This window comes from Paenibacillus sp. FSL R5-0810, from assembly GCF_038002285.1.
Classification (GTDB): Bacteria; Bacillota; Bacilli; order Paenibacillales; family Paenibacillaceae; genus Paenibacillus_AQ; species Paenibacillus_AQ lactis.
Genome location: NZ_JBBOCF010000001.1, coordinates 4,686,188 through 4,698,383 on the forward strand (window position 1 = coordinate 4,686,188; position 12,196 = coordinate 4,698,383).

Annotated in this window: 8 protein-coding genes; 4 read left to right on the forward strand and 4 right to left on the reverse strand. The window is 54.6% G+C overall.

All coding sequences use genetic code 11. From position 1 onward, the window contains the following. Positions 1-15: 15 nt before the first annotated feature. The 4 genes from MKX76_RS20865 to MKX76_RS20880 form a co-directional block, all read right to left on the reverse strand. Complete coding sequence (locus MKX76_RS20865) at positions 16-891, reverse strand: carbohydrate ABC transporter permease (protein WP_007130657.1); 876 nt, start codon at positions 889-891, stop codon at positions 16-18. 51 nt (positions 892-942) lie between these two features. Continuing rightward, positions 943-2,268 carry an extracellular solute-binding protein gene (locus MKX76_RS20870; protein WP_007130658.1) on the reverse strand — a complete coding sequence of 442 codons (1,326 nt, stop codon included), beginning with the start codon at positions 2,266-2,268 and terminating at the stop codon, positions 943-945. Between the two features lie 97 nt (positions 2,269-2,365). After that, entirely contained in the window at positions 2,366-3,928 is a 1,563-nt protein-coding gene (locus tag MKX76_RS20875; RefSeq protein ID WP_341034545.1) for a response regulator transcription factor, read from the reverse strand. Beyond that, positions 3,925-5,730 (reverse strand): sensor histidine kinase, encoded by a 1,806-nt coding sequence (locus tag MKX76_RS20880; protein ID WP_007130660.1) that lies wholly within the window; start codon positions 5,728-5,730, stop codon positions 3,925-3,927. The genes MKX76_RS20875 and MKX76_RS20880 overlap by 4 nt, the downstream gene beginning before the upstream one ends. 732 nt (positions 5,731-6,462) lie before the next feature. Between MKX76_RS20880 and MKX76_RS20885 the strand changes: the two genes are divergently transcribed. The 4 genes from MKX76_RS20885 (at position 6,463) to MKX76_RS20900 (ending at position 12,030) form a co-directional block, all read left to right on the forward strand. Further along, on the forward strand, positions 6,463-6,753 hold the full coding sequence (locus tag MKX76_RS20885; protein ID WP_210094241.1) for a hypothetical protein: 291 nt from the start codon (positions 6,463-6,465) through the stop codon (positions 6,751-6,753). A 191-nt stretch (positions 6,754-6,944) separates the two neighbouring features. Further along, positions 6,945-7,115: a hypothetical protein gene (locus tag MKX76_RS20890; RefSeq protein WP_210094363.1), complete on the forward strand. Its 171-nt coding sequence runs from the start codon at positions 6,945-6,947 to the stop codon at positions 7,113-7,115. A 305-nt stretch (positions 7,116-7,420) separates the two neighbouring features. Beyond that, positions 7,421-9,073 (forward strand): SWIM zinc finger family protein, encoded by a 1,653-nt coding sequence (locus tag MKX76_RS20895; protein ID WP_210094242.1) that lies wholly within the window; start codon positions 7,421-7,423, stop codon positions 9,071-9,073. Next, positions 9,070-12,030: a DEAD/DEAH box helicase gene (locus tag MKX76_RS20900; RefSeq protein WP_210094243.1), complete on the forward strand. Its 2,961-nt coding sequence runs from the start codon at positions 9,070-9,072 to the stop codon at positions 12,028-12,030. Before MKX76_RS20895 ends, MKX76_RS20900 begins: the two co-directional genes overlap by 4 nt. Positions 12,031-12,196 lie beyond the last annotated feature (166 nt).

Consider the following 12,196-nt stretch of genomic DNA (forward strand, 5'->3'; position numbering starts at 1 on the left):
GCTCACTCCTTCCTGTTAACTTGACTTTCTGCGCGTTGCAAAATAGTTGATGGCGATCAGGATCGCGCTGACAATCATGATCATGGTGGATACGGCCGAGCCGTAACCGTAACGATAGACGCTGAACGTGCTGTTGTACATGTAGGTGGCAAGCAGCTCCGTCGATTGCGCCGGTCCGCCGCCCGTCATGACGATAACGTGGTCGAACGCCTTCAAGCTTCCCGAGATGCAGAGCACGATGGTAACGACGACCGTGCTCCAGATCATCGGCAGCGTAATGTTTCTCAGCTTGTTCCAGCCCGAGGATCCGTCGATTTTGGCTGCGTCATGAATCTCCGGGGAGATGTTTTGCAGCGCTGCGATAAAGATGACCAGATACGGGCCGACGTTGGCCCAGTTGATCGGAATCGAAATCGCCAGCATATTCACCTTCGGATCCGACAGCCAGGCCCGGGTCCACGATTCCAATCCGAGCATTTCCAGCACGTGGTTTGCAATTCCGAACTGCGGGTGGTAGATGTACCCCCAGATGAGGCCGACAACCACCGTGGAAAGAACCATCGGCATAAATACGGCCGAACGGATGAACCGGCTGAAGAGCGAATTTTTAAACAGGACGATCGCCAGAACCAACGCGATGGGCACCTGACCGATAATCGAGGACACGACCAGGATCAAGTTGTTGCGAAGAGCGCGCCAGAAGATCGGATCCTTGAACATCTCTTTATAATTATCAAGTCCGATAAACGTGGCTTCACCAAACCCTTTCCAGCTGAAAAATCCGTAATAGGCCGACCAGAACACCGGGATGATGACAAATATCAGAAACAACAGAAGCGCAGGAAGAAGCGCTATGGCTATAAATCCTTTGCTTCTCATCGCTGTAGGCATGGCAGCCTCCTCCTCCTATCCTTATCCTTAAGCATGTTCAGGGCTGACAATTTACGGAGTAGCGGATCTGGCTTGCGCATCCTGCAGCTTCTTAGCCACATCTTCAACGGAGCCGCCCATCATAATTTCTTGCAGACCGTTGTTGATGACTTCAGCTGCTTCTGCAGACAGATAAGCATCGTATACCGGCGTGATTCCCGTCGATTTCACAAGGTTGTACGCCTTGTAGTAAAGGGAAGTTACTTTGGATTGGTCGATCTCGGCATCGTACATAACCATGGAATTGCTCTCGGCAATGGATTTCTGGGCTTCCGGTCCGCTCACGGTGTAGATCAGCTCCAGTGCGAGCTCCTTCGCTTTGCCCTCGGTTCTGCTGCTGAGCGCAAGTCCGCCGCCGGCGCCGCCGGAAATGGTGTTCGCTTCGCCTTTGCCGCCTGGAATCGCCGGCAATGTGGTTACTTCAATGTCCTTCATTTGCTCTTCCGTAGAAGATGCCGCAAGATTCGTCAAGGTCCAAGCACCGCTGATCATCATCGCTGCATTGCCTTGAATGAAGTACTGCTCGGCTTGCGTGTTATCAATGCTGTTCGCGCCTTCTTGGAACGCCTTGTTATCCACGAGCTGCTTGAAATAGCCAAGCGCCTCGATGAATTCCGGATCGGTGAATTTCGCTCCCTGCTGGGCAGCGGCATTCTTGAACCATTCCGTACCCGTTACCCGGTCCGCAAGCGAGCCGAGAATCGTCGACTGGGCTACCCACGGCGCCTTGTTGCCAAGCGCAATCGGCGTGATTCCGTTGTCGTTGAACGTCTTGATCGCGGTCATCATTTCATCCCACGTCGTTGGCACCTTCACGTTGTGCTTCTCAAAGAGCGCCTTGTTGTAATACAGGATCGATGTCGCCGACATTCCGAGCGGAGCGGAATATATCTGGCCTTCTTCAAATTCGAATGGATCGAATGCGCCAGGGAGGAACTTCTCTTTCCATTCCGGATGCGCATCCAGCACTTCCGTAATCGGCTGGAGCAGCTTCGCTTGATGCAGCTCGGACGATTGGCTTCCGGCATAGACGAAGAATACGTCCGGCATTTCGTTGGCGGCAGCCACCGTGCTCAAGCGCTGGCGATAGCCGTCCGGCGGGATCGCCTGTGCGTCCAGCGTAACCTCCGGATGATCCTGTGCGAACTGATCGATATAGCTGCGAACGGCCTTCGCCCGCAGGTCGTCACCGGCAAAGTTGTGCCAGATCGTCAGCTTTACCTTCTCCGAGCCGTTCGTGCTCTCGCCGGCCTTCTCACTGCTCTTTCCGCCGCCGCAAGCGGCCAGGAGCAGAGACATGGCCAGCAGGACTAGACCTATTTTTCTTCCTGGTCTCATAGTTAAATCCCCCTTTTATAATCGTTCGGATGGGTTAATCTCTTGATGATCGTCTTTAGTATAAAAGAGGATATAGCGCTTACATAGGGGATATACTTCAGTCCATAGAGGGACAAAATTCAGGATTTGCCCGATATTCCGACGGGGTCTGTCCGGTCCATTTCTTAAACAGCCGGTTAAAGTACTTGATGTCCTCATAGCCGATTTCATTGGCAATTTCGCTGATTTTGGCCGGTGTCTCCCGAAGCAGCACCATGGCCTTCCGCAGCTTCGCCTGGGTGACGAATTCAATATAATTTTGACCGGTTTCCTTCTTGAACATCTCGCTGAAATAGTTCGGATTCATGTGCACATGGCGGGCAACCTGCTGGAGCGACAGGCTTTGGCCCAAATGCTCGTGAATATAGGCGATCGCCCGTTGAACCGGTGTCGTCGCCGATACCATTTCACCGTACTGCTTCATGATCAGCCCGAGATAACGGGTCAGCACGCTCTCCGGCGAAATCTTCAACTCCCCGAAATGGATCGGCTCCTCCGAAGCCAGCGGGCTGGAATACCCGATCGAGTCCGCCGCGCGTTCAAGCCAGCGCTGCGCATAGATGAGCAGGGAATGCAGATATGCCTGCACCGATCCCGGGGTTGCGTCCGGATCGCTTGAAATCCGCTCGAGCAAACGCCCGATCCAGGCATATAGAGCCGGCTCCTGGCCGGAACGAAGCAGCGAAGCGAGCTCCGCTTCCTCGTCCTGCGTGCATACGGTCCGGATCCCTTTACGGCCGGAGATGTCCTCATAGCGGATGCTCCGCTCATGCCTCAGCAGCCATGCATAGGAGGCGGCTTCCTCCGCCGAAGCCAAGGCAATATGCAGCTCCGAGGCCTCATGAACGGGCCGGCCGCTTGCGGCTAAGACCCGGCAGCCGTGCCGGGACTCCCACGCTCGGACGGCGGCGTTCACCCGGTCCGGGAAGCCTGGCTCGGTTCTAGCGAGCACAAGCAGCGCGCCGTTCCATTCAATCCACGCGCAGGGCAGCTCTTCGGCGAGGACGGAGCCTAGGGATGCGTTGCATTCGGTTGGCCGGGATGCTTCGTCCCCTTGCTCCATCGCCTGAATGGACAGCAGCCAAATTTGAAGCGACTTGCCCGCTTCGATGCGAAGCTGGGGATATCGGTTCCACAACTCAGCTATGCTCGCTTCATCGGGCGAAAAGCCCGTTGCAAGCACCCTTCGCAGAAAGCTGCGGTTAACGGCGGCTTCCTGCTCCCTGCCCTTGGCGTGATGCTGCCTGCGTGCTTCAATCCGTGCCCTCGCCTGATTGGCAGCCTCAATGATTTCGGTCGGCCTGCTCGTCTTGAGCAGATAATCACTGACCCCCTCCCGCATCGCCTGCTGGGCATAAACGAACTCGTCATAGCCGGAGATGATAATGATCTCGATCTCGGGATAACGCTGCCGTACCTCATGAGCCAGATCGAGCCCGCTTGCGCCCGTCATCCGAATGTCGGTAAATATAATATCCGGCATCTCGAGCGGAAGCCGCTGAAGGGCTTCCTCCGCCGAAGCCGCGGGGGGAAGCACCGTATAGCCATGCTCCGCCCATTGAATCACCGTGCTCAGACCATTGCGAATGATCACTTCATCATCAACGATCAATACCTTCAAGGTTTGTCATCCCCTTTGTTAATTCCTTCATGGCCGGTGTCATCCATCGTATCCGGTATCGTAAACAGGACCCGGGTTCCGGCACCTTCGGTGCTTTCGATCTCCAAGCCGGCATCCCGCCCGTAATGGAGAAGAAGCCGTTTATGCACATTGCGCAGCCCGTAGCTCCCGCGCCCGGCTTTCTCCCGTTCTTGCTGCTGCGGATGCTCCGTCAATTGCTCCTGCAGCCATCTGAGGCGATCCGGGGACATCCCGATTCCGTCATCCTCCACGGTGAAGCGAATCCCGCCCGGTACGCGCTCCCCGTATATCGTAATCGTCCCTAGGCCGTCCCGGCTCAAAATACCATGCAGCATGGAGTTTTCCACGAGGGGCTGCAGCAGCAGCTTCAGCATCGTCTGGTTATACAAGCTCTCCTCCACGCGGACGTCAAACTCGAACTTGTCCGGGTACCTGATCTTCTGAATATTCACATAATGGCGGACATGCATGATCTCTTGCTGAATCGTGCAGTATTCCTGGCCGTTGTTCAGGCTGAACCGCAGAAAGTCGCTGAGCGAGCCCACCATCTCGGCAATCTTTACATCCTGGTTCATCAGGGCCAGCCAGTGGATGGAGGATAGCGTATTGTAAAGAAAATGCGGATTGATCTGTACCTGCAGCGCGTGCATGTCCGCTTCCTTCTTCAGCGACTCGCTCAGCTTTACCTCATCGGTCAGCTTCACGATCCGCGAGCTTAGTCGGTTATAGCTGATAATCAGCTGGCCGACCTCGTCAACCGTTTTGACCGGGAGGGCCGGCAGCGGCTCCTCGGGACTGGAGTTTTTCAGGAACTTCGCGAGCACGGACAGCGGGTTCGTAATTTTCTGGATCAGAAACAGGACGAGCACGATCACGAACACGACGGCCACGGTGACCGCCACCGCCGTAAGCTTCAAAAAGTATTGGTTCTGCGAGCGGTACTCCTGCGACGGGATGATGCCGACGAGCTTCCAGTTCACACTGGACATTTTTTTATATAGGATCGTCTTCTTGTCTTCATCCTTGCCGTAATCCATGCTGCCGCTGTCGCCTTCAAATTCGCCGATGGAAGGGTAGTAATCCGAAAGCGTCAGATTGGTCTCCATATCCGGCGGGCCGACGATGATCCGGTTCTGCTCGTCCAGAAGCAGCACGAAGCCGCTCTTCTCCAGCACCGCTTGCCGGAATTGGTTCGCGATGACCGCTTGATCGAGGTTGATCTGCAAATTGCCGATCGGCTTGTACTTGTCCGTGCTGCGGATCGGCCTCGCCAGGGTGATCACCTTCCTGACTCCTTCAAAAGTCCACTGCCGGTGGACGAAAGACCACCATTTCGGATGCTGCGCGTAATAATCCGGAATCTCCTCCGTAATGTCCTTGAACTCGGATCGCACCAGCGATTTATGGGAAATCGGATCCTTATTGCCGAGCGGCTCCACGATAATGTTGGCGATATAGTCTTTGGAAAACGCCAGATTGGTCAAAAAGTTGATGACGGTCGTCTGCTGGACGTAATTGCTCTCGGACGACTTCAGATAGGACTGCACGCCGTTATGGCCGATCAGAAACAGCGACATGTTCTCAACATCCTTCACCATCGTATCGAGATACGCTTCAAGCTGGCGCAAGGTATTCATGCCCGTAATTTTGGCCTTCTCCTCCGTCAGGCTTTCCGCCATGTTAAAAGAGAAAAAGCCGAGAAACAGCAAAGGAACCATCGTCGTAATAATGATAAGCAGCGATAATTTATGCTTTAATGATTTCCCAAGCCATTGCTGCAATGCGTTCACCTCATTTATACCCTAGGGAATGGGTCCGTAAGGCTAGTTAACTTTGTATGCGGTTACTACAAAATTGGACAACGGTCGACATCCACCAAGTTTATTACCTATCTTAGAGGATACTTAAGACTCAAGTAAATGGTATTAAAGGCTTAGGGAGGAAAATATAAGTTCCCTCCATCCCGCTCACCAGATATCCAGGAAGCAGCTTATGGGAGCGCCTTTTGCAGCCTTACATATTACCTTCTGCAGCTTGTCTTTAAACCGGAAGATTTCTTGGCCCAAGGGGCCTTGAAGCCATTAGTAAGCTTAGAAGACTCCAATTAAAAGCTCTTGCACATGGTCAGCAGCAGCAGGCCGGGGGAGCTTTGCATGCCTGCGAAGCCAATGCTTTGAGCTGCATTTTATAATCTATCACAAGCCGTTTAGATTTGCAGAAATATGCAATACAGGCAAGCACCGGTTACTTCCCAGTGTCCGATTCGGCTTGGAACACCAAGAGCCGTTTCCCGCGCCCGATTGTGCGCGGCTGTGCCCGATGCATATTACGATTACCACCAATTAGACAGAAATTTAATTAAAAATTCGTTAACTTGACCCGAGATCAGTAGCACCGCTTTGGCAAACTACCAGCTCTAAAGAGTACAATATGTCCCGATATGAAACAAACATTATTTGATAAAATGTGTTTTTATAATTAGATACTTAAAAAACCTATTAGGAGGAGAAGCAGTGCAGGAAAAAAGCAAATTAACTATTATGATTGGAATCTTAATTTGTCTTATAATTATTGCTCTTAAGCCAGTCCCCCAAAATAATGCTCCTGATTTTCCATCATACGTCAGCGAGTCAGTTGTACAACTAGCTGAGAACAGAATAGCTATAGTTGAAACAGAAACTAATTCTGGACTGAGTGGAGAAGTAATTGTTTTGGAGTTCAATGAGGACAGGAAGACCTTTGAGCCTATTGGAAGATATAATTATCTCGACTTTTTTAAAAACCCTGAAAAATACAATTTCTAAAACTCGTTTTTATTTTTGGTTTTATTTTGCTAAACGAAAATGGATTAAAGCTTACAAGGCGAAAAGGGCGCAAGATATAAAGGATACATGTTCTTCTCCTAATTGATTTAATATGAAAACATCCTTCCTGCAGCTCAAACATCGTCGCCCGGATCCAGAGCAATTGATTCTATTGGAGGAGGTGATGGACTGTGAGCATGAGTTTTTCCGCATTTGCATTCTTGCCGCTTATCGCATTAATCGTTCAGGGGCTATTGGCACTGCTTGGCCTTTATGCGCTGTTTCTTCTGATCAAGCTATTGATCCGGCTCATCACGGCGGTCGAGCTGTACATTGATGATAAGAAGAACCGTCGTCTATAAAAGGAAGCCTGACGGCAAATAACATGCAAGTTCCTTTTGGAAGATTTGCTTAAAACCTGGGGGGCTCCCTACCGCTGCTTGTCACGCACATCTGCTGCTTGCTGAGGATATGGAGCTCCCTTTGGCGCGTACGTTTCTCTTCTCCCGATGGCTTCTAGCTCCCTTTCTCTCTTCGGCCCCCTGTTTCATGCATGTTAGGGAATTTTTCCACTGTTTCGGCTTCTTGGCCTTGTTTCGCCAATTCTGTGAATATGATAGATTAAATGGATACATGGATATAAATTCTCTTAGGAGACTATGCGAACATGAATTCATACTTGACCTTAGACGATATGCAGTGGCAGGAACTCATTCAGCGAACGACCCAGACCTTCAGCGACCTCACGATCAAGAGGGGCTTTCAATATTTCAAGCAAGGCCGCGTCCGCTCAAGCGAGCTGTCTGACCCTTCCTCCGGGGTGATCGATGCCCTCGTACAAGGCTCGGTTGCGGAACCCTATCAGGTCCGGCTTCGCGTCAATTCCCTGAGCGACAGCGAATGCTCATGCCCTGTTGAAGGGGCATGCAAGCATATGGCGGCCGTTCTGCTGGATTACGCCCAGCAGCAAGGGCGGTCCATTCACGCCCTCGTCAATGCACATTCGATGTCCTGGGCCAGCTCCCCCATTACTCCCAACTCTCTACGGCCCAGGACTGCAGCAGGGCAGGCTGCTCCGAGCCCCCAGAAATGGAGAGACAAAGCGGAGCAGCTGCCGACGCTGCCTATTACGGCATGGCATGAGCTGTTTGATATTTGCACGGCTTCGCTCGGAACGAACACCCAAAATTCGTTTTACGCCAAAAACGCCTTGGCCGCCCTTCATCATATCAAGCCGCCTCTGCCTGCCGATCTGGAACCGCTATACGGGCTGCATGCCCATCTCTTTGTACTGGAGAAGCTGGTAAAGCAGCAGGCGAGCGCCTGGAATTCCTCCGGCTCCTATATCGGCTACCATACCCAAGTGGCAGCTGACCACGTCCAAGACCAAATCGGGAGAATCTTAAAAGACGGACTTGAAGACATTGAACCGGGAGAGGCGTTTCGGGAACGCCTGGACGAAACCAAGGCGTATATCCGCAGGAGCATGCTGGTCGAGCCGAGGAACCGGAAGTTTTTTGCCAAGGTCTATATGCAGCTGTGGATCTACTGGATCAGCCCGGTTTACGGGGAGAATCAGCAGACATATGCGGATGAGCTTAAGGAGCTGCAAGCGGCCGAAGGCGATTTCGGCGCATCGCTCTCCCGTGCGGCATGGTTGACGTCACAGAGCCTGATGCACTTCTATATGAGGCAAGACGAGGCGGCCTGGGAGCTGCTCCGGGAAGCGGACAAGCTCAGCACCCTTTCGGCCGAATTCGTGTTGGGCTTCTTCCATATGCTGTATTCGGCTTCCGAGTGGGAACGACTCGCCCGCTGGCTTCCGGAGATCGGCCCGCTGCTTGGCAGCCATCGAAACGAACATCTCAGCCGTTACCAGGACTACTGGGATGCGGTGATCGAGCATGTTCCGGAGGCGGCCGAGCGCATGTGGAATTGCCTTGCCTCCCTGCTTCCATACTCCAAGCACATTTACCAAAATGCGCTCATGACCCACGGCCGCTGGCGGGAGTGGATCGATTATCAGCTGAGCACGGGCAGAGAACCGCTGGAGCTGAGGGTAAGCGACCTTGCGCCTGTTGAGAAGCATGCGCCGGAGCTTCTGCTGCCGTTTTACCACCAGGCGGTCGAACGCTACATTCTCCATAAGAACCGGGACGGCTACAAAGCTGCCGTCAAGCTGCTGAAGCGGTTGGCCAAGCTGTATAAGAAGCTCAAGCAGCAGGAACGCTGGGATTTGTTTATCACGTCCCTATCCGTCCGCAACAGCAGGCTGCGCGCATTTCAAGAAGAGCTGCGGAGAGGAAAGCTGATATCATGAGCAAATACACGGAAACCATCACGATTCATATGGCTATAAGCGAATTCGGGGACGCGGTGATTTACGGCTCGACCCTGATGCAGGGCTATGTACCCGGAACGTATTTGAAGCATCGCTTATTTGCTTGGCATGAGGACTCCTTCTACGGCACGGAGCTCACGGTCCAATCCGTCTCCGATATCGAGGTCGTCATACTGCCGGCTGAACAGGCCATTCCGTTCTTCGCGGACCTGCAGCTGCTGGAACATATCGAATGGCTGTGGGATGAAGCCTGTATTCCCTTTATCGAATTGGCCCCTGCCCTCGCTGCGTGCGCGAGGGACCGCCGCTTTGTTCCCGATTTCGGCGCCTACAAGGCCGGAAAGCTGCAGTGGGTGTGGGATGAGCAGGCTTTAACCCATGAGGGGCAGGAGAAGCTCGCCCTGCTGTGCGCGGACGAAACATGGGATGAGGGACTGCGCGCTTCCTTCTCGGCCTATGTTCACCGCCTATATTATGGAACGGAAGAAGCGGCAGCCGATCTGCGCAGAGAATATCCTTTGCTCTTCACGCCGCAACGGGCGGCGGCAGCCGGCATGGACGCGGCGGCTTGGCTCATCTCCATCGGATGGCGTCCGGATACCGCTCCCTTCCGTCCGCTGCTGCAGCTGCTGGAGCCCGATGAAGAAGAGACGAGTTGGCGTCTTGCGCTTGTGCTGCAGGACAAGCAGGACGCGGCGGCTTTTACCGACATACGGCTGGCGGAAGACGGAACGGCGCATGGTGCTTGGCCGGACACATGGGCTGCCCATATCGCCGAGCGCTCTCCCGGCTGGCTCCGAAGCTTGAGAGCGGCACTGCCGGACCGCTTCTTTGACGGCCATGGTGAACAAGTGCTCGGCAAGCCCCTCTCCGATGAGGCCGCCTGGCAGTTTCTGACGGCCGACAGCGCTCGGCTGCTGGAGGCCGGCTGGCAGGTGCTGCTTCCCGCCTGGTGGGAAGCGGCGCGCCGGAAGAAGCCGAAGCTGCGGGCCAAGGTGCGCGCAGGGGAAGGCGAGGCCGCAGGAGGAAGCAGCGGTGGCTCCTTGTTCGGCTTGGATTCGCTGGTCAACTTCGACTGGCGTATCGCCATCGGCGAATCCACGCTGACTGAGGCCGAATTCGCCGACCTTGTCGCCCGGAACGAACGGCTTGTCCGGTTCCGAGGGGAGTGGATTCCGCTCGATCCGGCCCTCGTCGCGCAGATCCGTCAGATGATGGCGGGCATGAACCGCGAAGAGGGGCTGTCCTTCCAAGACATTCTTCAGCTGCATTTACTGGGCAGCAGCGACGAAGCGGAGACGTCCGAAGCCGCCGGGGAATCTTCATCAGACGCAGATCGGGTGAAGCTGGAGGTAGAGCTTAACGAGCATTTCGTGAAGCTGATCGGGCGGCTCGGCCGGCAGGAAGAATGGCCGGAGCTTCCCGTGCCGCCAGACCTTAAGGCCGAGCTTCGAACCTATCAGCGGGACGGCTTTGCATGGCTTGCTTACCTGCGGCATTACGGCCTCGGAGCCTGCCTTGCCGACGACATGGGCCTTGGTAAAACCGTGCAGTTCATCGCATACCTCCTGCATGTGAAGGACACGGTGCGGCAGCGCGGCGAAGAGCCGCTTCCATCGCTGCTGATCTGCCCGACCTCGGTTCTAGGCAATTGGCAGAAGGAGCTGGAGCGCTTTGCACCGACGCTGCGGGTCATGCTTCATTACGGAGGCAAGCGAAGCGGTGGCGAAGCATTTTATCGGATGGCCTATGATGCCGACATCGTGCTGACCTCCTATGCGACCGCCACGCTCGACCAGGAGCTGTTAAGGGACGTCAAGTGGGAGTCCATCGGCATCGACGAGGCCCAGAACATCAAAAACGCAGACACCAAGCAATCCGCCGCTGTCCGCAGCTTTCCCGCAAGGCACCGCGTCGCCTTGACCGGTACGCCGATCGAGAACCGCCTCTCGGAGCTGTGGTCGATCTACGATTTCATCAATCCGGGATATCTCGGCAGTCTCCGCGGATTTACCGTGCGGTTCATTCAACCAATCGAGAAGGACAAGAACGAGCAGCGCATGGCGGAGCTGCAGAAGCTGATCAAGCCGTTCATGCTCCGGCGCAAGAAGAAGGATCCGGCCATTCAGCTCGACCTGCCGGAGAAGAACGAGATGAAGACCTATATTCATCTGACCGCCGAGCAGGGCGCCCTGTACGATCAGACGGTAAGCGGACTGCTGGAGCGGATGCAAAAGCTCGAAGGCATCGAGCGCAAAGGCGCGATCTTGGCCGCCTTGACGCAGTTCAAGCAGCTCTGCGACCATCCTGCTCTGCTGACGAAGGAGCCGCTTCCCGAATTGCCGGGAACGGGCGGGCTTCTCGACACCGAAGCGATCGTGAGCAGATCTGCGAAGCTGGAGCGGCTGCTGTCCATGGTGAAGGAGCTGCGGGAAGAAGACGAGCGCTGCCTGATCTTCACCCAATATATCGGCATGGGCGATATGATGCGCCAGGTGCTGGAGCAAGAGCTTGGCGAGCCGGTGCTGTACCTGAACGGAAGCACGACCAAGCGGGCCCGGGACAGCATGATCGAGCGGTTCCAATCCCGGTCGCTGCCCCCAAATGAACAGCCGAATGTGATGATCCTGTCGATTAAGGCGGGCGGCGTCGGTCTCAACCTGACCGCCGCCAACCACGTGTTCCACTTCGACCGCTGGTGGAACCCGGCCGTTGAGAATCAGGCAACGGACCGGGCCTACCGGATGGGCCAGACCAAGGATGTCCAGGTGTACAAGTTCATCTCTATGGGAACGCTCGAGGAACGGATCGATGAGATGCTGGAGAGCAAGCAGATGCTCAGCGATCAGGTCATCTCAAGCAGCGAAGGCTGGATTACCGAGCTCTCCACCGATGAATTGAAGGAGCTGTTCACGCTGCGGCGGGACTGGGTGTAGGCGAGCAGGAAGTTTGGGGTGTGATCGACTGACCTAAACTATAGTACACCGTTTGTCGCAGATTATTGGAATTTACTGGGACAAGCGTTTTATTATGATGCTATACTCATCTACAAGGACAAAGTGCGGTGGAGTGATCACGGCGTTAGCCTCTTGTTAAAGGGGA

What these genes read in the sequence shown, in the direction of transcription:
- MKX76_RS20865 (WP_007130657.1), bottom strand. Translation starts at nt 891, where the DNA reads ATGCCTACAGCGATGAGAAGCAAAGGATTTATAGCCATAGCGCTTCTT.
- MKX76_RS20870 (WP_007130658.1), bottom strand. Translation starts at nt 2,268, where the DNA reads ATGAGACCAGGAAGAAAAATAGGTCTAGTCCTGCTGGCCATGTCTCTG.
- MKX76_RS20895 (WP_210094242.1), top strand. Translation starts at nt 7,421, where the DNA reads ATGAATTCATACTTGACCTTAGACGATATGCAGTGGCAGGAACTCATT.
- MKX76_RS20900 (WP_210094243.1), top strand. Translation starts at nt 9,070, where the DNA reads ATGAGCAAATACACGGAAACCATCACGATTCATATGGCTATAAGCGAA.